25 protein-coding genes are annotated in these 24,636 nt (G+C 54.6%); 22 read left to right on the top strand and 3 right to left on the bottom strand.

Annotated features, from left to right (window positions below; translation table 11 throughout):
• Positions 1-38: 38 nt before the first annotated feature.
• On the top strand, positions 39-449 hold the full coding sequence (locus WC600_15850) for a CBS domain-containing protein (GenBank protein ID MFA4904207.1): 411 nt from the start codon (positions 39-41) through the stop codon (positions 447-449).
• Between the two features lie 184 nt (positions 450-633).
• Complete coding sequence (gene treZ, locus WC600_15845; GenBank protein ID MFA4904206.1) at positions 634-2,481, top strand: malto-oligosyltrehalose trehalohydrolase; 1,848 nt, start codon at positions 634-636, stop codon at positions 2,479-2,481.
• 133 nt (positions 2,482-2,614) lie between these two features.
• Here the strand turns inward: treZ and WC600_15840 are convergent, their stop codons facing one another.
• Positions 2,615-3,532, bottom strand: coding sequence for a branched-chain amino acid transaminase (locus WC600_15840; protein MFA4904205.1), 918 nt, complete (start codon positions 3,530-3,532; stop codon positions 2,615-2,617).
• A 269-nt stretch (positions 3,533-3,801) separates the two neighbouring features.
• On the opposite strand from WC600_15840, the gene WC600_15835 reads away from it, so the two are divergent.
• From WC600_15835 to dnaB, 19 genes are all read left to right on the top strand, one after another.
• Positions 3,802-4,746, top strand: coding sequence for a Gfo/Idh/MocA family oxidoreductase (locus WC600_15835; GenBank protein ID MFA4904204.1), 945 nt, complete (start codon positions 3,802-3,804; stop codon positions 4,744-4,746).
• A gap of 204 nt (positions 4,747-4,950) precedes the next feature.
• Positions 4,951-5,424, top strand: coding sequence for a DUF1566 domain-containing protein (locus WC600_15830; protein MFA4904203.1), 474 nt, complete (start codon positions 4,951-4,953; stop codon positions 5,422-5,424).
• Positions 5,425-5,676: 252 nt separating this feature from the next.
• Positions 5,677-6,981: a lipid-A-disaccharide synthase gene (gene lpxB / locus WC600_15825; protein ID MFA4904202.1), complete on the top strand. Its 1,305-nt coding sequence runs from the start codon at positions 5,677-5,679 to the stop codon at positions 6,979-6,981.
• Positions 6,982-7,339: 358 nt separating this feature from the next.
• A complete protein-coding gene (locus WC600_15820) occupies positions 7,340-8,392 on the top strand; it encodes a class I fructose-bisphosphate aldolase (protein MFA4904201.1) in 1,053 nt (350 codons plus the stop codon).
• Between the two features lie 685 nt (positions 8,393-9,077).
• On the top strand, positions 9,078-9,701 hold the full coding sequence (locus tag WC600_15815; GenBank protein MFA4904200.1) for a hypothetical protein: 624 nt from the start codon (positions 9,078-9,080) through the stop codon (positions 9,699-9,701).
• Between the two features lie 615 nt (positions 9,702-10,316).
• The gene (locus tag WC600_15810; GenBank protein ID MFA4904199.1) at positions 10,317-10,943 is read left to right on the top strand and encodes a hypothetical protein; all 627 of its coding nucleotides are present in this window, start codon (positions 10,317-10,319) and stop codon (positions 10,941-10,943) included.
• 278 nt (positions 10,944-11,221) lie between these two features.
• Positions 11,222-11,866 (top strand): riboflavin synthase, encoded by a 645-nt coding sequence (locus WC600_15805; protein ID MFA4904198.1) that lies wholly within the window; start codon positions 11,222-11,224, stop codon positions 11,864-11,866.
• 277 nt (positions 11,867-12,143) lie between these two features.
• On the top strand, positions 12,144-13,346 hold the full coding sequence (locus WC600_15800) for a bifunctional 3,4-dihydroxy-2-butanone-4-phosphate synthase/GTP cyclohydrolase II (GenBank protein MFA4904197.1): 1,203 nt from the start codon (positions 12,144-12,146) through the stop codon (positions 13,344-13,346).
• Positions 13,347-13,460: 114 nt separating this feature from the next.
• Positions 13,461-13,928, top strand: coding sequence for a 6,7-dimethyl-8-ribityllumazine synthase (ribE, locus tag WC600_15795; GenBank protein MFA4904196.1), 468 nt, complete (start codon positions 13,461-13,463; stop codon positions 13,926-13,928).
• A 4-nt stretch (positions 13,929-13,932) separates the two neighbouring features.
• Positions 13,933-14,355, top strand: a complete 423-nt coding sequence (gene nusB, locus WC600_15790; protein MFA4904195.1) for a transcription antitermination factor NusB — start codon at positions 13,933-13,935, stop codon at positions 14,353-14,355.
• 140 nt (positions 14,356-14,495) lie between these two features.
• Complete coding sequence (locus WC600_15785; protein MFA4904194.1) at positions 14,496-15,131, top strand: hypothetical protein; 636 nt, start codon at positions 14,496-14,498, stop codon at positions 15,129-15,131.
• Positions 15,132-15,302: 171 nt separating this feature from the next.
• On the top strand, positions 15,303-15,746 hold the full coding sequence (gene rpsF / locus WC600_15780) for a 30S ribosomal protein S6 (GenBank protein ID MFA4904193.1): 444 nt from the start codon (positions 15,303-15,305) through the stop codon (positions 15,744-15,746).
• A gap of 12 nt (positions 15,747-15,758) precedes the next feature.
• Positions 15,759-16,007: a 30S ribosomal protein S18 gene (gene rpsR / locus WC600_15775; GenBank protein ID MFA4904192.1), complete on the top strand. Its 249-nt coding sequence runs from the start codon at positions 15,759-15,761 to the stop codon at positions 16,005-16,007.
• Between the two features lie 22 nt (positions 16,008-16,029).
• On the top strand, positions 16,030-16,965 hold the full coding sequence (locus tag WC600_15770) for a DUF2232 domain-containing protein (GenBank protein MFA4904191.1): 936 nt from the start codon (positions 16,030-16,032) through the stop codon (positions 16,963-16,965).
• 13 nt (positions 16,966-16,978) lie between these two features.
• Positions 16,979-17,428 (top strand): 50S ribosomal protein L9, encoded by a 450-nt coding sequence (rplI, locus tag WC600_15765; GenBank protein MFA4904190.1) that lies wholly within the window; start codon positions 16,979-16,981, stop codon positions 17,426-17,428.
• Positions 17,429-17,929: 501 nt separating this feature from the next.
• Entirely contained in the window at positions 17,930-18,784 is an 855-nt protein-coding gene (locus WC600_15760) for a zinc ribbon domain-containing protein (GenBank protein ID MFA4904189.1), read from the top strand.
• The gene (locus tag WC600_15755; GenBank protein ID MFA4904188.1) at positions 18,745-19,638 is read left to right on the top strand and encodes an SH3 domain-containing protein; all 894 of its coding nucleotides are present in this window, start codon (positions 18,745-18,747) and stop codon (positions 19,636-19,638) included. Before WC600_15760 ends, WC600_15755 begins: the two co-directional genes overlap by 40 nt.
• 426 nt (positions 19,639-20,064) lie before the next feature.
• The gene (locus tag WC600_15750) at positions 20,065-21,147 is read left to right on the top strand and encodes a hypothetical protein (GenBank protein ID MFA4904187.1); all 1,083 of its coding nucleotides are present in this window, start codon (positions 20,065-20,067) and stop codon (positions 21,145-21,147) included.
• 27 nt (positions 21,148-21,174) lie between these two features.
• The gene (dnaB, locus tag WC600_15745; GenBank protein ID MFA4904186.1) at positions 21,175-22,572 is read left to right on the top strand and encodes a replicative DNA helicase; all 1,398 of its coding nucleotides are present in this window, start codon (positions 21,175-21,177) and stop codon (positions 22,570-22,572) included.
• A gap of 141 nt (positions 22,573-22,713) precedes the next feature.
• Here the strand turns inward: dnaB and WC600_15740 are convergent, their stop codons facing one another.
• Positions 22,714-23,115: an Hsp20/alpha crystallin family protein gene (locus tag WC600_15740; GenBank protein ID MFA4904185.1), complete on the bottom strand. Its 402-nt coding sequence runs from the start codon at positions 23,113-23,115 to the stop codon at positions 22,714-22,716.
• 98 nt (positions 23,116-23,213) lie between these two features.
• On the bottom strand, positions 23,214-23,663 hold the full coding sequence (locus tag WC600_15735) for an Hsp20/alpha crystallin family protein (GenBank protein ID MFA4904184.1): 450 nt from the start codon (positions 23,661-23,663) through the stop codon (positions 23,214-23,216).
• A gap of 156 nt (positions 23,664-23,819) precedes the next feature.
• Here WC600_15735 and WC600_15730 point away from each other — a divergent pair, with 156 nt between their 5' ends.
• On the top strand, positions 23,820-24,473 hold the full coding sequence (locus tag WC600_15730) for an HAD-IA family hydrolase (GenBank protein MFA4904183.1): 654 nt from the start codon (positions 23,820-23,822) through the stop codon (positions 24,471-24,473).
• The last annotated feature ends 163 nt before the right edge of the window (positions 24,474-24,636 follow it).

Raw genomic sequence — 24,636 nt, 5'->3', positions numbered from 1 at the left:
AACCTCATAATAGGCATCTTACGGGGAAGGACATACACATGAAAGTCAAAGATGTTATGGTGAAAGAAGTGGCTACCCTGGACGTCAACGACGAACTGAGCCTGGCCAATGATATCATGCGGTTAGGGCGGATTCGCCACCTCCCGGTTTTGGACGGCACCCGGTTGGTGGGGATTGTCTCGGAGCGGGACCTGTTCCGCAGCTCTTTAGCCCAGGCCTTGGGTTATGCCTCTAAAGATACTCGGGAAATGATGAAGACGTTGCATATCAAGGATGTCATGGTGACCGGCGTGATTACCATTACTGCGGATATGGAGCTCTGCGAAGCCACCAAGATTATGATGGAGGAAAAAATCGGCTGCCTGCCGGTAGTAGAGAATAACCTGCTGGTGGGGCTGATCACCGAAACTGACATCCTCATGCAATACGTGAAAGAATGCGGTCATTAGGAAGAGCTGATTTTTGAGCAGACATGGCAAAGGCGGGCCAGGCGGCCCGCCTTTTTTTGTTTCCGGTATGGCTAAAGGTCTTAATTGACATGGTGGATTTGAGCCTTATTTTCCATGAGCAGGACAGGGAAATATAACGCTTCTCACTATGGTTGCCTCGCTCCGATTTGGGAGGGCATAAACTGTGAATTTTAAATGCGGGTTGGGAGCTACCTGTCTGGGAGGAGGCCTGGGCGGCTTTCTTGTCTGGGCCCCTTTGGTTAGCCGGGTGGAAGTCCATATTGTTTCTCCAGAAGAGCGTATTGCGCCCCTGGAAAAATTCGGACGGGGCTACCACTATGGTGTTGTTCAGGGGATTAGCCCGGGAACCCGATATTTTTATCGGTTCGATAGCAACCTGGAACGTCCTGATCCCGCCTCCAAATTCCAGCCCGAAGGCGTCCATGGGCCGTCCCAGGTCATTGACCCCAATTTTGTTTGGGAAGAGCTGCACTGGTCCGGCATACCTTTCTCCCATTATGTGGTTTACGAACTCCATGTGGGGACTTTTACCGCTCAAGGCACCTTTGACGCCATCGTCTCACACCTGGATGAACTGAAGGATCTGGGCATAACCGCAATTGAGCTCATGCCTGTGTCTCAATTCCCGGGGGAGCGCAACTGGGGTTATGATGGCGTTTACCCTTTTGCGGTGCAAGATTCTTATGGAGGTCCTGATGGACTCAAAAGGCTGATTGACGCCTGCCATCAGCGCGGCTTGGCGGTGATTCTGGACGTGGTTTACAACCATCTCGGGCCGGAAGGAAATTATCTCCAGGATTTTGGGCCCTACTTCACCGACCGATACCGCACTCCATGGGGAATAGCCATCAATTATGATGGGCCTGACAGCGACGAAGTCAGACGATTCTTTATTGAAAATGCGCTCTGGTGGGTAACGGAATTCCGCGTCGATGCCTTGCGCCTCGATGCGGTTCACGGGATTTTCGACTTTTCTGCACTCCATATTCTGCAGGAATTGGCCTCTGCGGTGCACGAGCAGGCCGAGCGGCTTAATCGCCGGATCTATGTCATTGCCGAGAGTGATTTAAACGACGTCCGGCTCGTGCGCTCTCCAGAGCTTGGTGGTTATGGATTGGACGCCCAATGGAACGACGATTTCCATCATGCCCTCCACACGCTGCTTACCGGTGAGCGCACCGGATACTATAAAGATTTCGGACGTCTCCAGGATCTTGCCAAGGCCTTTGCCGAGGGGTTTGTCTATTCAGGCGCGTATGCCCCGGCGCGCCGTCGTCGACATGGGAATAGCTCCAAAGACCTGGCCGCGCACCGGTTCGTGGTCTGCGCCCAGAACCACGATCAGGTGGGAAACCGTCTGAAAGGCGATCGGCTCAGCGCCTTGGCCTCCTTCGAAGGGCTGAAGCTGGCTGCTGCCGTGGTGCTTCTATCGCCGTTCATACCCCTTTTGTTCATGGGTGAAGAATATGGGGAAACCGCGCCGTTTCCTTATTTCGTCAGCCATTCTGACCCGGATTTGGTAGAAATGGTCCGCCGTGGGCGTCGGGAAGAGTTTGAGTATGCACAGGGGTCGGATGAGCCACCGGACCCGCAGGAAGAAGCGACCCAACAGAGCGCCAGATTAAATCACAGCCTGGGGCATCAGGGAAAGCATCGCATCCTGTATGAATTTTACAAGGAATTGATAAAGCTTCGCAATGAAACTCGGGCGGGCGCGGGATTAAGTAAAGATCGCCTGGAAGTGGTGTGCCTGGAGCGAGAGAGCACCCTGGTCGTGCGCGGCTTTGGCCGCGAGGCGCAGGTGGCCGCCATCTTCAATCTTGGTGACACGGCTCGGTCAGTCGAGGTCCCCTTGCCTTGCGGACGCTGGCTAAAACGCCTGGCGTCGGGAGAGGCGCGCTGGCACGGTCCCGGCCCGGACTTGCCCGCGGTGTTTCATTCAGACGGGAAAGTCTCGGTAACCTTGACGCAACATGCCTTTCTCATGGTAAGTCTGGACCCGGAGGACTGATTGATGGGGCGATTTAGTATGAAGTAAAAGGTCCCAAGCCCAGCTTGGGGGATATATGGGTTCCCAAGTGCAACTTGGGAACCAGGGAAAAAAGGGCGCACACACAGGTGCGCCCCTACAATGTCAACACAAATTAAATATAGGTCAGCCAGCGCTCGTAGCGGGAATTGGCGCCCTTGACCGCCGCGAAATAGGTATCCTGGATTTGCATGGTAACCGGGCCGGGCTGACCCGGGCCGATGATCCGGCCGTCCACTTCCCGGATGGGGGTGACTTCGGCCGCAGTCCCGGTGAAGAAGGCCTCATCCGCCAGGTACAGCTCGTCGCGGGAGAACCGGTCTTCCTTCACTTCCATACCCAGGTCCCTGGCTATAGTGATAATGCAGTCCCGGGTTATGCCCGGCAGGATCGAGGTCAAGGGCGGCGTCTTGAGCACGCCGTCTTTGACGATGAAAATATTTTCCCCGGAGGCCTCACAGACGTAGCCGGCCGTATCCAACAGCAAGGCTTCGTCACAGCCAGCCTGGATGGCCTCCTGTTTGGCCATGATGGAATTGACGTAGTTCCCCACGGTTTTGGTCTTAGTCATCATGATGTTGACGTGGTGACGGATGAATGAGGACGTCTTGACCCGTATGCCTTTACGCAGGCCCTCATCACCCAGGTAAGCCCCCCAGACCCAACTGATCACCGTCACCTGGATGGGACTACCCTTGGGGTTGAGCCCCATGACGCCTTCCCCCAGGAAGACCAGGGGGCGGATGTACGCCTCTTTTTGGGCGTTGACCCGCAGGAGTTCGCAGCACGCGGCCTTGACCTCATCCTGGCTAAAGGGGATGTTGATCAGCATGACGTGGGCGGAATCGAACAGGCGCCGGATGTGCTCCGGCAGACGAAAAATGGCGGTGCGGCCATCAGCGCATTGATAAGCCCGAATGCCTTCAAAGACTCCCAGCCCATAATGCAGAGTATGGGTGAGGACGTGAACCTGGGCCTGATCCCAGGGGATCATCTTGCCGTCGAACCAGATAAATTTGGCCTTCTCCACCATTAATCCTACCTCCGTAACCTCAATAAAAATTATTAACTTTTCGAGGCGCAGTTGTCAAACGGAATTTCCCCCCGGTTTTCATTGCCTTGTGAGACCCTTTTCCGGTATCATGGGCAAAACGGCGCGCCATTTGAGGCCGCCGTATCTTAGGGCGGGGTAACATATTCACATTCTCAGTAATAACAAACTCTCTTAATATTTGTGGTGGTGGGCACGGAGGCCCGCCCCACCGATGGGTTTGTTTCTCAAGACGAAAACGGTAAAAATTCATGATCGAACCGGTAAAAGTTGGCGTCATTGGCGTTGGTTATTTGGGCCGTTTCCACGCGGAAAAGTATGCTGCATTGGAGGAAACGGAGTTGGTGGGAGTGGCGGACCTGAACCGGGACCAAGCCTGCAAAGTCGCCCACGCCCTGCATACTCAGGACTTTGTTGACTACCATGACCTCCTGCCCCAGGTTGCGGCGGTGAGTGTGGCGGTCCCAACGTCGATGCATTTTGAGGTGGTCCGGGACGCGCTGTTAGCCGGCTGCCAGGTGCTGGTGGAAAAACCCATCACCGTGACCGTGGCCGAAGCCGACGAACTGGTGCACCTGTCCCGGGAGCGAGGCCTTATCCTTATGGTGGGGCACCTGGAGCGCTTCAACTCGGCCATGGAAGAACTGAAACGGCGATCCGGGCACCCCCGCTTTATCGAGAGCCACCGCCTGTCGTTTTTTAAGGAACGGGGCACCGACGTGGACGTGGTTCTGGATTTGATGATCCACGACCTGGACCATGTCCTGAACCTGGTGCCAACGCCGGTCACCGAGATTCGGGCCGCGGGCATCTCGGTCCTCACCGACCGCGTGGACCTGGCCAACGTCCGGCTGGAGTTCGGCGACGGCTGCATCGCCAACCTCACGGCATCCCGGATGTCCTTCAAGAGCATGCGCAAGTTCCGTCTCTTCCAGCCTGACGCCTACCTGGCAGTGGACTTCGAGAACCGGGAACTCACCGCGGCCTCCCGCAAGGACGGCGCCATCGGGCCGCTGCCGGGAGTGGCCCTGGAGACCCGGCGCTTTTCCCAGGAAGACGTGCTGCTCAAAGAGATCGTGGCCTTTGTCCAGGCTATCCAAACCGGCGGTGAGGCCCTCATCCCCGGCGAGGCCGGCCGGGCCGCCCTGGACCTGGCGTTGGAAATCAACGCCGCCATGAAAAAAGCGAAGGGGTAAAAACCTGGGGGGAAAAGGAGAAAAGGCGAAAAGGCGAAAAGGGGGGGAAGCAAATAGACCTCTTTAAAAATTAGAGTCATAGGGCGTGCCGTGCACGCCTTCCCGACAAATTTCGGCGGCCATGGGCCGCCCTATATTAAGCCATAAGAGAGAGGATAGGCCAGGTAATGATTTTTTCCCCCAATTAATACTGGAGGGTTAAACATGGCACGATGGTTTCGTTTGAGCATGATGGTTTCGGTTTTGTTGGTGGTGTGGGGTTTCGGCCAGAGCAGTTCCGTGGAGGCCCAGGTGGCGGACGGCAAGGGCCAGCCCATGAGATTTACCAAAGCTGCTAATGGCGTTATCAGCGACAGCGTCACCGGCCTTGAGTGGTATGTAGGCCCCAACCACGACAACACTTGGCATGAGGCCAAAGCTTGGACGGAGAATCTCACCGTGGGCGGAGGCGGCTGGCGTCTGCCCACCGTTCCGGAATTGAAAGCCATCTATCAAAAAGGGGCGTCCCCTAACAATATGGACCCCATATTTCAAACTACCGGGGCCTATGTATGGTCTGGGCAGTTGAACAACGCCTGGTCGGCCTGGGGATTGGCCTTCTACAACAACCTGGAGGGCTGGCACAGCATGAACTACGGCTACGGCAGACTGGCGTTGGCGGTGCGTTCCCGGAAATGATGTGGGTTAATAGATTATTTCCCGCAAAGATTTCATTAATTGATGGGGATTTTGGGTGCTGCAAAAGCTGGCGGCCACGGGCCGCCCTATGACTACTAAGGGGTAAAAGGGAAAAAGGGGAAAGGGCGAAAAGGGAGGAAAACTTAAAAATCTAAAATTTATTTATTCTGGTTCCCAAGCTGTGCTTGGAGCTTTATTTTCACCAAACTAATCTTGGAATGCACATAGGTCGTGGTTCCACCAAATAACCTTATGAGAGATTCTTCCCCTTTTTCCCTTTTTCCCTCTTCGCCTTTTCCCCCGGGGAGCAAGCCCCCCCGTATCCTTATCGTCGCAGGCGAGGCCTCCGGTGATGACCATGCGGCCCGGCTGGTGGCGGCCATCCGGGAAGCGGCGCCTCAGACGGAGTTTTTCGGGGTAGGGGGGGAGGCGCTGGAAGGGCAGGGGGTGCGCCTGCTGTGTCACGCGTCGGAGCTGGCCGTGGTGGGCCTCCTGGAAGTGGTGAAGCACCTGCCGTCGATCTGGCGAGGGCTGGCGGCCATCGGCCGGGCCCTGAAAACCGAACCCCCCGATTTGGCCATCCTGGTGGATTTTCCCGACTTCAACTTTTGGGTGGCCCGCCTGGCAAAATATTGGCGAGTGCCGGTGCTCTATTACATCAGCCCGCAGGTCTGGGCCTGGCGCACCTACCGGGTGCGGACCATCGCGCGCCTTACCGACCGCATGGTGGTCATCTTTCCCTTTGAAGCCGATTTCTACAAAGAGCGCGGCGTGGCCGTTTCGTACGTGGGCCATCCCTTTAGAGAAACCCTGCCGCCCCTGCCGGACCGCAAGACCTTCCTGGCCGCGCATAATTTGGACCCGGAGCGTCTTACCATTGCGCTTTTGCCTGGCAGCCGGGCCGGCGAAATCGAGCGGCATCTGCCCATCATCCTTAAGGCCGCGCACCTTATCCACCAAGCTATCCCCCAAACCCAGTTTATCCTGCCCCTGGCCTCCACCGCGCCGGCGGGACTGGTGGAGGGGGTTGTAGAGGAATTTTTGGGGGGAGAACATGTGGAACAGCCGCCCTCGGCTGTTCAAACGCCGGCGGGGGCGCCGGCGCCACATATAAAAACTTTCCCCGGCCCTACCATCAAAATCATTGCCGGTCAGTCCTATCAGGCCATGGGTGCGGCGCAGGTGGCAGTGGTGGCCTCGGGCACGGCCACGGTGGAGGCGGCCCTGGCTGCGGTGCCCACGGTCATTGTCTATCGGGTCTCGCCCCTCACCTTTGCGGTGGCCCGCCGGCTCATCCGGGTGGAGCATGTGGGCATGGCTAATCTTTTGGCGGGGGAGCGGATTTTTCCCGAACTCATCCAGGATGATTTTACCCCGGAGCATTTGGCCCGGGAGGTCTTGAATCTCATTAAAGACCCTGAGTGCATGATTGCGGTGCGCCGGGGACTGGCTACGGTGATCAGGCGTCTGGGGGGGCCGGGGGCGTCGGCCCGGGCTGCGAAGGTGGCTTTGGAACTTATGGAGGCAAATTATAAGGGGAAGGAAACCCTTGTCTAACCACGTGGGAATCTTATATTAAATGAAGCTATACGCATCGCTAAAAGTTTATTCTTAATCGCCTCTGACCCTGGCCCTCCCATCAAGGGAGAGAAAGATATAAGGAGTGAGGTGGGAGGCGTGCAGCGATAGAGGGCGGACACGCAGGTCAGCCCTTACAAGAGGAGCCCAAGCAGAGCTTGGGCGAAAAGTTACGTTCCCAAGTACAACGTGGGAACGAGGATGTAAAGCGCAGCTTGGGAACGAGGGCGTAGTAGCTCATGGAGGGCAAGGCCCGCCCACATGACTCCTGCACAGGCTGGAAAGCCTGTGCCACCAAAAACCGAAAACCGAAAACCGTCTTTTAGGAGGTGGCCTTATGATTAAAAAAATCCAATCGTTATTAGGTGCGGAAGCCGAGGACCTGCTGAACCATAAATGTACGGGGTTCCCCAAGGAGAGCCTGCATCTGCCGGGGCCGGATTTCATCGACCGGGTCTGGGTAGGCAGCGACCGGTCCCCGGGGGTGTTGCGGTCTTTAGGCGCTCTGTTCGGGCACGGCCGTCTGGCCGGGACCGGCTATCTTTCCATCCTGCCGGTGGACCAGGGGGTAGAGCATTCCGCGGCCGCTTCCTTTGCCCCCAACCCCATGTACTTCGACCCGGAGAACATCATCAAGCTGGCCATCGAGGGGGGCTGCAACGCAGTGGCCTCCACCATGGGGATATTGGGTTCGGTGGCGCGGAAGTACGCCTATAAGATCCCTTTCATCGTCAAGATCAACCACAACGAGATGCTCTCCTACCCCAACTTTTACGACCAGACCCTGTTTGCCAGCGTGGAGCAGGCCTTTGACATGGGTGCGGTGGCCGTGGGGGCCACCATCTATTTCGGCTCCGTTGAGTCCCGGCGGCAGATTCTGGAAATTTCTGAAGCCTTCAAACTGGCCCACGAATTGGGCATGGCCTGCATCCTCTGGTGCTACCTGCGCAACTCGGCGTTCAAGACCGCGGAGGGAGATTTCCACGCCTCCGCGGACCTCACCGGGCAGGCGAATTATCTGGGGGTGACCATCGAGGCGGATATCATCAAGCAGAAGCTGGCGGAGAATAACGGCGGCTATAAGGCCGTCAAATTCGGCAAGACCAGCGAGTTGGTCTACACCAAACTGGCCCCCAACCATCCCATCGACCTGTGCCGCTACCAGGTGGCCAACTGCTTCATGGGGCGGGCGGGGCTGATCAATTCGGGCGGCGGTTCCGGCAAGAACGACCTGGCCGACGCGGTGCGCACCGCGGTGGTCAACAAGCGGGCCGGGGGCACAGGGCTGATCTCCGGGCGCAAGACTTTCCAACGGCCCATGAAGGAAGGGGTGGAACTTTTTAATGCCATCCAGGACGTTTTCCTGACCAAAGAGGTTACGGTGGCCTGAGAAACAGGTAATGGAGGGGCGGGAGCCATGCGGTCCAGGCCCTCTGTTTAAACCAGATTTATAGAGGGCGCCTAAGTCTGCCCGGCGCTTCTCGAATTACAAAAGGCAGGGCCATGGTGGTCCTGCCTTTCTCTTTTAATAACCGCAGTCGCTTTGCCTGCCTATATTTTCCCTCACTCTCACGCAGTTTTCAGATTGGAAAACCTCGTCAATAACTTCCTGGCCGTTCATGAAAATTATGTTGATTATGTTTGGTCAATTAATGAACCATTATTGAACCAACTATAATTGTTACATAAAAATGGTTTGATGGAAATTTATGTATAAAAAAATAAACAATTAAAATTTAATAAATATCACATAGAGAACTATAAATATGTAATTAGTTAATTAAATCAATTAATTAATAAAAGGGTATAAAAATTGCATTAAATATAATGTAAATATCTTATTAATATTAATTTAATTTATTAGTTCATGAAAATGAACAAGAGGAAGCAAAACACAGAGGCAAGCCTGTGTTTTGTGTGGCTTGTAGCCTGAATTGATCGCACAGTGACTATTTTCAAAATATTTATACAGGGATGTATCGAGGAGGTGACTCATCGATTTTTCCACAGGCAATTCGTGGATGCAGCGTGCTAACCCTTTTCATCAAACAAGCAATTAAAGGAGGAGAAAACTCATGAAAAAACTTGGAATAGTCGCTCTGGCGGCTATCATGGTTATGGGTTTGACATTTTCGGCGCATGCGTTTCAGACCATTAATCTCGCTCCCGCTGGCGAAGCTAACCTTTGGGACATTATCAATGGGTGGACCACCTTAACCCTCTCCCAGAACGATTTGCAGAACGCAACCGTTCTAGAAACCTTGCCTGATGGCTCTTACACTTTATTAAACTGGGCAAAAGCCTCAGCTTTTAGCCAGACGCTAGATGTTCCCAGCCAAAACTTGCTAAATTTACCGACGAGTCCCACCAACCAATCTGGCTTTTCAGGTACGACGTTCATCGAACCGGCCAGCTTCGGCTTCTCAGACACACCTGATGGGCTTGCGGCCAAGACAACTCAAAACCAAAATGGGGTTGGAAACCAGTCTTCCGGTTTTATCTTCGACCTCGGCCAATTCGACGCGGCCTACGCGGGGCAATACATCGTGGCTTTTGAAGACGGTAGCAACAGTCAGCCCTATGGTGATTCGGATTATAATGACATGGTCGCCCAAGTGGTGCCCGTGCCCCCCAGTGTACTCCTGCTGAGCTCCGGTCTGCTGGGCCTGGTTGCTTGGCGGAGGCGTTTTATCAGCTAAAGGCAAACAGTTTCTCACCTGGAGGGGAGGATAGACCCGCTCGCCTCCCGTAATCAAGTTAACAGGGTTTACTGTTTATCGTCAAGGCGGCGTCCTTCTAAGGGCGCCGTTTTTTTGGAGACGAGAGAATCTTGTCAATACTCCCTGGCCGTCCATGAAAAATGGATTAATTAAATTAGGTTCATCAATATAAACATTAATCAACTAATTAATATAATTAGTCAATAAAACAATTAATATAGAATTATGTTCATTTATTTAACCAAGTAAATTCTTAAAAAATAGATGAGATATAGGTATGTCATTGAATTAATTAATTAATAAAATATAGCAATGGAGGGGCATATAATATGCATTAACTCAGATAAAAATATTATTAAAAATAATTATATTCACTAGTTCACGAAAATGAACAAAGGGAGAAACTGCCGGTGGCGAGGTAAGTCGTGGGCTTCTTGGGGCTTGTTGCCGGGATTGATTAGCACAGTGACCATTTTCAAAATATCCTGATAGGGATGTCATCGGGGAGGTGATGGGCGGCGAGTTTTTTCGCGCAGATATTGTGTTTTAAGATGTTTTTATGAATTAACACAATTCTTTAAAGGAGAGTTCTTTATGAAGAAACTTGGAATTTTTGTCTTAGCGGCCATCATGGTCATGGGCCTGGCGCTGTCGGCCCAAGCGACCAACGTGATTACAGGAAATCTCTGGCACGTTCCCGAGGCAACCTCCCAGAACGCCATCCCTGCGAATGTGCCTGGAACAACCGCAGACGTCGCGTTCGACGTAAATTCGCCATTTAACTTTTCTGGCACAAGCGTCACAGTCGGGACATGGCTTGCTAGTAGTGGTGCCTTCAATATCGTAGAGAATACTGCTGGCACCCTTGCCTCGCTTATGGATAACGGTAGCCAGGGCACCTTGGTACAGTTTAAAGGCTTGGTCACGGTAACCACTGGACAGACATTCACCGTGACGCATGATGATGGTTTGACGCTGATCATCGGTGGTGTCGACCTTGGGTTCAACCCTGGACCCACATCGCCCACTACTACGACAGAAACGTACACGGGGCCATCGGGCAACTTCCCCTTCGAGTTGGTGTATGGTGAGTGCTGTGGAGGCCCAGCCGTCCTCCAGGTCGATCTTCCGTTCACCAACGTTCCCGTGCCCCCCAGCGCCATCCTGATGGGATCCGGCCTGCTGGGTCTGGTGGCCTTTCGGCGGCGGATTTTCGGCTAAAAGCAAGCATCCCCTCATCCGAGGGGTAAACGAAGGGTGGGAGACCGGGTTCGCCTCCCATCATGCAGCTATCAGGGTTTTCCAGTTTAGCATCAAGGCGGCGTCCTTTTGGGGCGCCGTTTTTTTTATGGGGGAAAGGCGTTTTCTTATGCGGCGGCATAGTGTAAAATTACAAGATAATTCACCGCTTATATTCGGTTTCAAGGATTAATTTTATCACCCCTCACCCTGGCCCTCTCCCCTCAAGAGGAGAGGGGAATAGAGGATGGACTACGAATATGTTCACCGGGCTGGTGGAAGGCGTCGGCGTGATCGTGGCGTTAACTCCTATGGCCGAGGGCCTGCGTCTTACGCTGAAGACCTCGTTTCCCGCGGGGGAGCTCACCTTGGGGGAGTCGGTGGCGGTGGCCGGGTCCTGCCTCACGGTGGTTGACCTAGCCCCGCCTAAGGCCAGTTTCGAGGTATCGCCGGAGACCCTGAAACGTACGACTTTCCCCTTGAAAAAGGTGGGCGACCGGGTAAACTTAGAGAGATCATTGAGGATCGGCGACCGCCTGGGCGGGCATCTGGTCACCGGGCATGTGGACTGCCCCGGCGTGGTGCGGGACCGGCGGCCCGGCCCGGCCCACCTGGGTCTCAAGGTTGAAGTGCCTGGGCCTTTGAGCCGCCTGGTCATCGAGAAAGGCTCCATCGCCATCGAGGGGGTCTCCCTGACCGTGAACTCCTGCCAGGGTAACACCTTTACGGTGAACATCATCCCCCACACCGCGGCAGCGACCACTCTGAATGCACTTAAAGTGGGCGACCGGGTCAATCTGGAGATGGACATTATCGGCAAATACGTGGCTCGGCTGCTGGGTAAAGATGCGCCGCAGGGGGAAGGGGTTAGCGCGGAATTATTGGCCCGGCAAGGGTTTTTATAAGTAAGCAGTGAGCAGTAAGCAGTAAAAGTGTAAGCAGTGAGCAGTAAACAGTAAAAGCCTAAGGATGGTGCGCAGGGCGCAACCTACACCCGCGCTGCACAGGTTGAAAACCTGTGCCACCAAATATTAAGAATTATAGGGCGTGCCGTGCACGCCGATTTATGGCGGCCATGGGCCGCCCTATAACTGCACAGGTTGAAAACCTGGCGCCACCGAATATAAGTAACTTTTGTTAACCGAAAACAGAAAACCGAAAACCGAAAACAGGACTATAACCATGACGGTAGTACCCATTGAAGAAGCGATTAAGGACATACGCCAGGGTAAGATGATCATCCTGGTGGACGACGAGGACCGGGAAAACGAAGGCGATCTTACCATGGCCGCTGAACTGGTCACGCCCGAGGCCATCAATTTCATGGCCCGCTTCGGGCGGGGGCTGATCTGTCTGGCCTTGGGTTCGGATATCATTGAGCGCCTGCAACTGCCCCAAATGGTGCGGGATAACCAGTCGGGTTTCAAGACTGCGTTCACCGTGTCCATCGAGGCCCGGCGGGGAGTCACCACCGGGATTTCCGCGGCGGACCGGGCCACCACTATTCTCACCGCGGTGGCCGATGATTCCCATCCCGAACACATCGTCAGCCCGGGGCACGTCTTCCCCATCCGGGCCCGCAAAGGCGGCGTGCTGGTACGCACCGGGCAGACCGAGGGTTCCGTGGACGTGGCCCGCCTGGCCGGACTGAAAGGCGCGGCGGTTATCTGCGAAATCATGAAGGACGACGGCACCATGGCTCGGATGCCGGACCTGGAGAAATTCGCTGCGGAACATAATATCAAGATCGCAACTATCGCTGATCTGGTGGAACATCGTCTGCGGCACGAATCCTTTGTACACCGGCGGGCCACCGTCAAGTTGCCCACCGCGTTCGGGGAGTTTACCGCCATCGCCTATGACAACGACGTGGATGACAACCAGCACGTCGCGCTGGTGAAAGGCGAGATCAGCCCCGATGAAGCGGTTTTGGTGCGGGTCCACTCCGAATGCGTCACCGGAGATGTGTTTCACTCCATGCGCTGCGACTGCGGCGATCAGTTGGAGTCCGCCATGGAGTTGGTGGAGTGCGAAGGCAAGGGCGTCATCCTTTACATGCACCAGGAGGGCCGGGGCATCGGGTTGGTCAACAAGCTCAGGGCCTACGAGCTCCAGGACCAGGGTGCGGACACGGTGGAGGCCAACGAGGCTCTGGGGTTCAAGGCTGACCTGAGGGATTACGGCATCGGGGCGCAGATCCTCAGGGACCTGGGAGTCCGGAAGATGCGCCTCATGACCAATAACCCCAAGAAGATCATCGGCCTGGAGGGCTACGGCCTCACCATGGTGGAACGGGTGGCCCTGGAGATTCCCCCCAATCGGGTGAATCGCCACTATCTCAAGACCAAATGCCAGAAGATGGGGCACCTGCTGAAGATGGTTTAAGAGCAGGTGTCAGGTTTCAGGTGTCAGGTTTTAGGTTTTGGGACAAAATCGAACCTGGACCCGGAACCTGAAACCTAAAACCCGGAACCTGAAACCTGAAACCTGGGGGGTTAAATGCGTAACGTAGAAGGCAAGCTCATCGCAACAGGCCTGAAATTTGCCTTGATCGTCAGCCGGTTCAATTCTTTTATTACCGAGCGCTTGCTTGAAGGGGCGCTGGATTGTCTGCGCCGGCAGGGAGTCAGCGAGGATGCCCTGACGGTGGTGCGGGTGCCCGGAGCCTGGGAGATTCCCCTGGTGGCTAAGCGCCTGGCCCAGGGCCGGGCCTTTGACGCAGTCATTTGCCTGGGCGCGGTGATCCGGGGCTCGACGCCCCATTTCGATTACGTGGCCGCGGAAGTGAGCAAGGGCATCGCGCAGGTGTCCCTGGAGAGCGCGGTTCCCATTGCCTTCGGCATCCTGACCACCGAAAATCTGGAACAGGCCATCGAACGGGCCGGCAGTAAGGCGGGCAACAAAGGCTTTGCCGCGGCGGAAGCCGCCATCGAAATGGTAAACCTCCTGAAAGAGTTGGGGGCCTAGCTGGTTGGCGGATTATTCCCGCAGCCGGTGCCGGGAATGGGCGCTGCAATTCCTCTATCAGGGTGAGTTCTCCGAGCCGCCTGATCCTGCGGCCTTGGAGCGGTTCTGGAGCCATTTTCAGGACGAGGAGGGCGCTCCTCCTGCCTATCTGGAGGAATTGGTGGCCGGAGTTGGGTCCCACGTGGAGGAACTTGATGCCCTGATCGTGCGTTACTCGGAGCATTGGCGCCTGGAACGCATGACCGTTGTGGACCGCAATCTCCTGAGGCTGGCCATCTATGAACTTTTGTACCAGCCCGGAATCCCGCCCAAAGTGGTGATCAACGAGGCGGTGGAAATGGCGAAACGGTATGGGAGTGAGGCCTCCGGGGGCTTTGTCAACGGCATCCTGGATCAGGTGCGGATGTCGGTGGGCCGGGAAGTCTGAAAAGCGGGGGTTAGGGCTTGAAACTTGGGCTCTCAGACATTAATGATATATAGACAAGACGATAACGAATCATGGTCGACTTTTCCCGGCAACGGGCGCAGGTATTCTGGCTTGAACAGCGTTGATGAGGAGGGGACAAGATGACCCGGAAATGGTTGGCAATTGCACTCGTGGTAATCTTTGCCGTGTCTTTAGTAGGCTGTGTCAGCGAGAGCGGTTATTATGATCCATATCGCTCGGCCGGGGCCGGGGCCTTGGGTGGGGCTGCCACCGGTGCGGCCATCGGTTCCATCATCGGCGCGGCGACCGGCAACCCGGCAACGGGAGCCTGGGTGGGCGCGGCTGCAGGGGGCCTCATAGGTGGCGTGGGGGCGACGCTTTATGCTGCTCATCGCAACAGCGAGATCCGCTCGTCCCAGGCTGCGGCCCAGGCTTATAACTATCAGGGCCAGGGCAACGTGGTTAGCGTGGACAACGTGAGCGCCTCTCCGGCCAGCGTACGGCCAGGGCAACAGGTTAGCCTGGGGATGACTTACACCATTCTGACGCCGGCCAACGCCCCGGTGTCTGTCACCCTGGTGCGGGAGATTCGGGTCAACGGGCAAATGGTGGGGTCGCCTTACCAGACCACGGTTTCCAATGCCAATGGGACTTTCAGTGACAACGTGAGTTATGCCTTGCCCAACAACGCCACGCGCGGCACCTATACCGTCACCAGCCGGGTGACGAGCAGTTACGGGACTTCGCAAAAGGACGCGAGTTTTTCGGTCCAGTAGGAGTTCTCACTGAGGCGGAGCCGGGATGATCGGGCTTAAGTGCCAAGATGGTTCCGGCTTCGCCTATCTCCGCCGTAGTTGACAAGCCTCTGTCATTCTGATAAATATTATTTTTTACCTTCCTTGCTCTGGGCCAACGTGCTCCAGGGCCAACGACCATAAGGAGGAAGAATGCGTCGTTATGAGTCTGTCTGGGTGGTGAATGGCGATCTCCCGGATGAAGAAGTCAAGTCCGCCATCGAAAAATTTTCCCGGATTATCTCCTCCCAAGGTGGCACCGTGGTGGGGCTGGAAGAGTGGGGCCGCCGCAAGCTGTCCTACAAAATCCAAGGCACCATCCGCGGTTACTATGTGTTAGCCGATTTTGCCGGGTCGTCCGAGACGGTCAAGGAGCTGGAACGCAACTACCGGATTGACGACCGCATCATTCGCTACATCACCACCAAGAAATCAGACAAAGTGAATCTGGAGGCTTTGCAGGCCGAGATCGCGGCCAAGGCCAAGGCGGCCGCGCCGGCGCCCGAGCCCGAAGCCGCCGTTAGCGCTGAGGAACCCGGAGCAATGGTTGAAGCCGCCGCTCCTTCCGAACCTGCAGCCCCGGCCAAGGAGGACTAACCCGTGCCTGTAATGCCTCGTCGCAAACGGAAACAATTTTACGTCCGCCGCAAGGTCTGCCGTTTTTGTGTGGACGCCAATTTGCCCATTGATTACAAAGATGTCAATACTCTGAGACAATTTGTCACGGAGCGGGGGAAGATCATTCCCCGGCGCATCTCGGGGAACTGCGCCCGCCATCAACGGCGGGTCACCCGGGCCATCAAACAGGCCCGGCTCCTGGCCCTGATTGCCTATACCCCTGCACAGCCGCCCACGTAAGGGCGCGAGGGGGCTTTAAGCCGTGGGCAGAGGTCGCCTCGTCTGGATCTTTTGCCTGAGCGCCCTGCTGGCAGGATTCGTGGGGGCCCAGGTAAATCCTGTGGCTTTGCTGGTGGTTGGCGTCCTGGCACCTTTGCCGGTGTTGGTGGCGGGCCGGCGGTCAGGTGAGTTGGCGGCCTTGGCTTTAGCCCTGGCCGTGGTGGTTCTCATCTTTTGCCTGCACCCCACACTGGACACCTTCTGGCAAAACTTGGGCTTCATGAATCTGTTGGCTATGGGGGTGGTGCTGGCCAGCCTCCAATGCCGGGGAATTTTGGCGCCACAGGCCATCATCTATACGGTGGTTGCCTTAAGCGTCCTTGCGGTGCTGATCTTTGTCGGGCAGGCGTTCTATCTGGGCCTGGCCCCCCAGGACCTGCTGGCTCAAAAGACCGCCGAGATCATGGCAACCGTTGCCAAGATCTTGGGAGACGCCGGCGGCGCCTCGGGCGCGCTGATTCCGGGCGTGGCCTCGGCCGAACTGCAAGTCTTGCTGGAACGCCTCTTGCCGGGGCTGATGGTTGCCAACCTGGGGCTGGTGGCCTGGCTGAACGTTGTTCTGGCCCGGCAGTTATTCATTCTTTTGGGCTGGGGCGAAATGGGGCCGCCGCTTTCTCGCTGGGCGGCGCCGGAGTGGCTGATCTTCCCCTTACTGGGTGCCGGGTTTCTTCTGTTGGTGCCGGTGAGCGCGGTGCGGTTCTTGGGTCTGAACCTGCTCCTGGTACTGGCGGTGCTCTATTTTGCTCAGGGGTTGGCGGTGGTTGCCACCTGGTTTCAGCGCCTGGGTTTGCCCCGGGTGCTCCGGATAATCGGCTACCCGTTGATGTTCCTGAATCCGGTGTTTTTCGTGATTATTACCCTGGGGTTGATGGACCTGTGGCTGGATTTTCGCCGGTTGCATCGGCCCAAGGAGTCTTGAGGAGGACTTGCCGTTGAAGGTCATATTGACAGAAGATGTTAGCCCTTTGGGCGCCATGGGCGCGGTAGTGGACGTGGCCCGGGGTTATGCCCGTAACTATCTGATTCCCCAAGGGAAGGCCATGGAGGCCACCTCAGGCAACCTGACCCGGGTGGAGAAGGCCAAGGCCAAGTATCTTCAGGCCCAGGCTCAGATCCGGGAAGCCGCCATGGTTCAGGTGGCTCACCTGCAGGGCGTCAGCGTCACTATTGCCCAGCGGGTGGGCGAGGAAGAGCGGCTTTACGGTTCCGTCACCGTGGGCATGATCGCCGAGGCCCTGGCCGACCAGGGGGTTGAAGTGGATAAAAAGCAGTTGGAGTTGGCGGAGCCCATCAAGAAGTTAGGCACCTACGAAGTCACAGTCCGCATGGCGCCTGAAGTCAAGGGCACGATCACCGTGGAAGTGGTGGCCGAAAGCGCCTGAATTTGAGCAAGCGGAAATCGGGGGAAGAGGTTAGGGGCCTTTTTGCATTTTTTCATAAGTCTTCGTAAGTGGCCTCTATCTTCTCCTCCGAGCTTTAGGTTAGGCAAGGCAGTAAATTGCCCTGGTCAAAACCCGGCCAGACAATTTATGCAACAAATTTAATATGATTTGACCTCCGGTATTTCTGAAGTTCCCAGCGTCGGCCTCCACAAACCTGCCTTGCGTTATTTAGATTATCCTTACCGCCTTCAACTTCTGAATTTGGCTACAAGCCATTTCAAAACCGATATTATCTGTCATCCTGAACAAAGTGAAGGATTCAACCTATTGAAAAAGCAAGATTCTTCGCTTCACTCAGAATGACAATGCTTCTCGCAAGCAGGTTAAAAATGACGTTAGCTATCTTATATAGTTATTGACAACATTCAATAATATGAATAAGTTTAAATCAGAACAATACCGGGTAAATAAAATTCAACGAGAAGAATCACGGGGTTAGCCATGGCAGGATGCCCTTATTGCCATACCCCTATCAGGAATGATGCAAAATTTTGCCATTCTTGTGGTGCAAACCTATTGCTGCCGGAATTTGACCGGGCTTTTTGTCCCCAATGTGGGGCCAGGGTAAGGTCCCGGCAATGGTTCTGCCAGCAATGCCAGTCGCCGGTGGAGTATAAAGGCGCTGAGGACGGGCCGGCAGAGCAAATTTTAAGTCTCCATGAACCCGACCACTCGCCCCTGGTCACTTTGCTCAAGCCTCCCCGCAGAAGGAATCGCTGGATTGCCGCCGGTCTGTTGAGTTCGCTCTTGGTCATTCCGGTTCTGGTGTGGGCGATTGTGCGAAGAACCACCCCGGCGCCGCCTCCCGCGGTCTCGACGCACATTACCGTTTTAAAGCCGACTCAGCCAGTCAGTTTGTCTAACCAGGCTATCCCTGCCGCGCCCCCGCTGCCACCGGAAGGCAAAGCGCCCGCCCAGACCGCATCGGTGGCAGAGCCCACCGGTCTGCAAACCCAGGCGGCGGCGGTACTCAACAATCTGCGCGCCGCACAACTGGAAAAGGACATTTCAAAATTTCAGAAATCTTATACCAGCACTTTTCCTGGTCTTGATAAGAAACAACAGAAGACTCTGGCGATCTGGAAGAAGTATGACTATCTCGCTTTACACTATGAGATGCGAGATTTTTCCGTCCTGGACCCGAACACCCTGACAGCCCTGGTCAGGTGGTCTTTCGAAACCATGAACCTGAGCAATCGGGAAAAGGAGAAATCGACCCTGGCCTATAAGGTATGGTTCTCCCAGGAGGGCGGAGGGTGGCGGATCAAGCAACTGGACCCGGTGCACAACCCTTGACCACCGAGGCGTATATGGCGGTGCGGACAAAGAAGCAGGGCCTGGGTCTGCTGTGTCTGGTCCTGGCGTTGATAAGCGCATGTGCGGCGCCTCAGGTCGCAGAGGCTCCTGAAACCTATTATGTGACCACGCTAATTTCCTATCTGAGAGAATGTCCGGAGTATAACTGCCAGGTGGTGGCCGAGCTTTACCGGGGCGACGCGGTTAAGTTCTTGGACAATCGCGGAGAAGATTGGTGGCAGATGTATTCTGAGCGGACCGGCCGGACTGGCTGGCTGCAAAGCTCTTTGTTGAGCCAGACGCCTCTAGCGATAACCGAGGCCTACTCTGTTCGGGAGAATGTAACCCTGAGGGACTGTCCCAGCAATGACTGCCCGGGCCACAAGCTTTTGTTGCGCGGGGAGGAAGTACAGAAGATCATAGATAATGGCAGGGGATGGTGGCGGGTGCTGGCGGTTAAAGACAAAAGCATGGGCTGGGTGCCAGCGAACCAGGTTTCTGCAACTCCGGAGAGACTGGCGGCCCCGCCGGAGCTGAAGAAAGGCTCCTTGTTCGTGGGGCCTGAAACCCTGGAACTCCATGCCTTGCCCCTGGGCGACACCCAGGTGGTTAAGGTATTGAACCGCAATGATAAAGTGGAAAAATTGTCAGAACCCGGCGGGCAATGGCTTAAGGTGCGGCATCCGAAAAGCGGCGCCGAGGGTTGGACCAAGACCAATTATCTGAAAGATTCCCCGGTAGTTGCTGAAGAAGCCCCACCTAAAAAGAAGAAGGCAAAAAAGAAGGTAGCCGCGCAGAAATCCAAAGAAGAAGCCCCTCCTCAATCTCCGGTCATGAAGCCGGAACCGATGTGAGACTCGATCCTTCAGATGGACAGTCAAAAAGGCGGGATGCGCTACGCTTTCCCGGCCTACAGCTGATAATTCGGTTATGGCGTAGCATAATGCGGGTAACTCTATAGTCTCACAAAACATTTCGCCGCCACGGAAGAAATGCGGGGATTTATAGGAGAGAGTTACCAGCCTCATCCGCCAAGCTCCTTTTATCACAGGGAGACCACCATCCTGCCCTCCCAGTAATTCCCTGCCATCGCCTCTCTCTGCCTCAGACCAAGGTTGCATTCCTGATCAACTTTTTCTATGATCCAGCATCGTTGGCGGGCCGCTTTTCTCCGGTCCGGCTGATTGGTTCTAAGCAGTCCAGATTTTTACCCGTAAACAGAAAACCTAAGAAGGCATATTTATAATTGATTAAATAATGCCTATTTAATGGTGAGAATAGTGAGTTATCATAGAACTATTTCTGACCTCGTTAGATCATTCATAATACCGGAAATTAATAAGAGGATTGAAACACTTAAGATTGACCCAAAGGATCTTCCTATAGAAATAAATCAATTCAGAATATTACAACCTGCTCAAAAATCAATTACTGTAATAGAATTAAATGAAGAAGTTAGACTAATTTGTGAAGTTAAACTTAAAAGGGAAAAGGGAATAAATGAACTAATAACATTGGATGATATCTATCCTGAAACTTGCAATTTTATGACTTCACAAATTTATGAAGGCGAGAAGGCTGCCTTTTTTTATTATAAGTCTTTGTATTTTAATTTTTTTCTAGCTTTCGATTGTACACCAAATATTCCAGAGAAATATAATATTGATGATAAACCTTCTGCAATTCCATTCCCATTGTTGGATTTTATAAATAATAAAAGATTTTTTGAGAAGATAAAACCGATTGAGAAGTTAGTATTCTTATCATATAATAATTGGCCTCCGGCACCAGGTTATTATCCATATATTCTTTTAAATTTACCTGAGAACCCCGAGGCGATCGATAATGACAAAATACTTGACCTTATTTCTGAACATTATAACAAAGAATACTTTAAAAGAAAAATTAAGCAATGGGAGGAATTAGGTTTTTTCTCAAAAAGAATTCAATATATTAAGAGAGCGATTGATGCGCATTTTCAGAATGATTTTATATGTTCTATTTTTGTAATAGTTCCACAATTCGAAGGGATAATTAAAGATTATTTAATGGAATGTAATGTTAGTATCCCAAATAGTTTTATCAATTGTGTCATAAAATTAAAAAGCTTAGTTCTTTCAAGAAAATTAATATTGTTTCCTATTGAAATATTCAAAACTATTTTTGATTATATAGAAACCGGATCTTTTTGGAAATCTACTAATAACATTTCAGATCAAAGTGAAATGGTGAATCGGCATGGTATTGCACATGGCCTTTTTACCGGATTTGAGTGTAAAGCCATATCATTAAAATATTTGATTCTTATGGATACGTTGTCTTTTATGTTGCTACATGACAAGATATTAACAGGTGCTCTTTAATAATTTTAAAAAATCCGAGGCAACCCTATGTCCAAACCTAACAGGCGCTTTGCGGCGGCGGCGGATCCCGTCCCCGTCGGCTATACCCCACCGGCCAATCCCGAAGCCGAGCAGTCGGTGCTGGGGGCCATCCTGGTGCGGCCGGAGGCCATGGACCGCGTTGCGGATGTAATTGTGCCCGAAGATTTCTACCGGGAGGCCCACGGCCGCATCTATCAGGCCATGCTGGACCTTTACGGCAAGGGCGAGCCCGTGGACCTGGTGACCGTCAATGCCCTTTTGAAAGAACGGGGACAATTGGAAGGGGTGGGGGGGCCGGTGTTCCTGGCGGGGTTAAGCGAGCAGGTGGGTTTCGCCACCAACGCCGAGTATTACGCCAACCTGGTCAAGGACAAGGCGGTGCTCAGGCGGCTGCTGGACTGCAGCCAGGAGATTGCTGCCGGCTGCCTGTCCCCGGTGGAAAACGTCGCCGAGTTCTTGGACGCCGCGGAGCACAAAGTCTTTCAGGTGGCCGAAGCCAAGGTGCGGCCGGGCTTTTCGCCCTTAAGCGCGTTGGTGGATAACGAAATTGCTACTCTGGAGGCTATCTGGGGGCGCAAGGACGGGTCGCTTACCGGCGTGACCAGCGGCTTCAAGGACCTGGACAATTATACCGCGGGGTTCCAGGCCAGCGACCTCATCATCCTGGCGGCCCGCCCCAGCATGGGCAAGACCGCTTTAGCCCTGAACATCGCCTTTAACGCCGCGTACAGGTCCAAGCCGCCGGTGCCGGTGGCCTTCTTCTCGCTCGAAATGTCCAAAGAACAACTGGTGCGCCGGCTGCTCAGCGGCGAAGGCCGGGTGGACGCGTCCCAGATTCGCCGGGCCGCCTTCCTTACCGGGGATGAATGGCGCAAGCTCCAGGAAGCCGCGGGGATACTCCTGGATTGTCCCATCTACATCGACGATACCCCTGCGGCCACCGTCCTGGACATCCGGGCCAAATCACGCCGCCTCAAGGCCGACGGCAAGTTGGGGCTGATCGTTATCGACTATCTCCAACTCATGCAGGGCCGGGCCGAACTGTCCAGCCGGGAGCAGCAAATCTCGGAGATCTCCCGCTCCTTGAAGGGCCTGGCCAAGGAGCTTAAGGTGCCGGTGATCGCCCTGTCCCAGCTCAGCCGGGAGCCGGAGAAACGGGAGCGCAAGCGGCCGCAATTGTCGGATTTGCGGGAATCAGGCGCCATCGAGCAAGACGCCGACGTGGTCATGTTCATCTACCGGGATGAGGTCTACCGCAAGGATTCTGCCGACAACAAGGGCATCGCCGAAGTCATCCTCGGCAAACAGCGGAACGGCCCCATCGGCACGGTGAAGCTCCATTTTGAGGCCAAGTTCACCCGGTTCGACGACCTGGAGCGGGAGGACACTCAAGAGTACTATTGAAGCAGGTTTCAGGTGTCAGGTTTCAGGAGTGTGAAGAATACTAAAGTATGGGTCAGAGGTCAGAATAAGATCAAAACAGGCGCCAGGTTCCAGGGGTAGAAGAAGACCAAACCCGAAACCTGACACCTATTGAGCGGCGCTTCAGGCGACTTTCACCTCAATCTTCCGGGGCTTGGCCTTTTCCACTTTGTGCATCACCAGCCGCAGCACCCCATCCTTCATGGTCGCCTCGATCTTGCTCTGATCGATGAGGCTGCCCAGGTGGAAGTCCCGCTGATAGTCGCCGGTGAAATATTCCTGATCCACCATGGATTCACCTTCACCCAGAGGCGGGCCGACTTCCCCGTAAATGGTGAGATGGTTCTCCTTTAAGTCCAGAGTTACTTTATCACCGGAAACCCCGGGCATATCGGCCACCAGGACCAGGGTCTCGGGGGTCTCGAATATATCCACCGCCGGCAAGAAGACCCGGCCCGGACGGACCCGCTCTCCTTTGGCCGGAGCCTCTTCTTTGGCCTTGGCTTGCAGTTCTTGTTCAGCCATGGATGAACCTCCTTTTTCAGGTTCCAGGTTTCAAATCAGGTTCCAGATTGGAATCAGGTCTTTACTGGCACCTGGCACCTGACACCTGACACCTGCAGTTAAGCAACCTTTACTTCGATTTTGCGCGGTTTGACTTCTTCCGGCTTGGCCAGCTTGATGGTCAGGATGCCGTCCTTGGAAGTGGCTTCCACGTTACCGCCGGCAACTTGCGCAGGTAAGGCCACGATCCGCCGGAAAAATCCGGATTCGCGCTCCCGGCGGTGATAGTTGACCTGCTTTTCTTCCGCGGGAATCTTGCGCTCACCCCTTAAGATCAGGTTGTTGTCCTGCAGGGTGATCTCCAGGTCAGCGGCGGCAACGCCGGGCAACTCGGCCCGGACATAGAGATGATCTTTGTCTTCCGAGAGGTTCACCAGGGGATACACCCCCGCCTGCCACGGAGAGCGCTCGGTTGCATAGGTGTCCTGGAAGAGACGGTCCATGCGGCGCTGCAGTTGTTCCATTTCCCGGAAAGGATTCCTTCCCGGTTCCCTGAAAAAAATCGGCATAACGTTCTCCTTCTTAATATACGAGATTTTCAGGATTTTTCGTGATTAACTAAGGTTAAATTAAGCATGACCGAAAGCGGGGTCAAGAGCCGCACTGGTTGAAAAATAATCAATTTTTCTATAAATAGAGGCAGTGAATTCAAGAAAGGAAACCTGATGACTTTCCCCTGGGATGATGTAACCTGGGTGCTCCTGGACATGGACGGCACCCTGCTGGACAAACACTTCGACGATTATTTCTGGGAGACTCTGGTGCCGCAGGAGTACGCCCGGCGCCAGGCAATGGATCTGGCCCTGGCGAGAGACCTGGTGTTCGCCCGCTACCAAAAGGAGGAGGGCACCCTCAACTGGACGGATATCGACTTCTGGTCCCGGGAACTGGAGTTGGATATCCCGGCCCTGAAGGAAGGCATTCGCCACCTCATCGAGGTGCACCCGGATGCGGAAGATTTTCTCAAGTTTCTGAGATTAAAAGAGAAACGAGTGGCCCTGGTGACCAACGCCCATTATAAGACCTTAAGCCTCAAGATGAACCACACGGGGCTTCTGGGTTACTTCGATGCAGTGGTGTCTTCCTTTGACCTGGGCGCGCCCAAGGAAGAGGCAAGTTTTTGGGAAATCCTCCACGATCGCCTGCACTTCGAGGCCCAACACGCTCTGCTGGTGGACGACAACGCCGAGGCCCTGGCCGCGGCCCGGACCTTCGGCATCAAATACCCTTACTTCAAAGCTAAATCCAGTTCCCGGCAAGACGCCGCGGACCACCCGGACTTTCGTTCTATCGAGAGTTTTCATGAGCTGATGAGCTAAAATTTGAGGGGAGGAACGGGGGACGCGTGTCCCCCGCCCTCCCCTCAAACTCCCCTCCCAACCCCCTATAAGGGTTAGCTTGAGGCGAGGCCACTCGCCCGCCTTTATTGTTTTATGCCTAACCTTGCGGGGTTGGGGGAGAGGGTTTGGGAGAGGGGGGAGG

It is taken from the genome of Desulfobaccales bacterium (genome assembly GCA_041648175.1).
GTDB lineage: Bacteria > Desulfobacterota > Desulfobaccia > Desulfobaccales > 0-14-0-80-60-11 > 0-14-0-80-60-11.
Note: the sequence above shows the minus strand (reverse complement) of the source record. Positions and strands in the feature narration are given on the sequence as shown.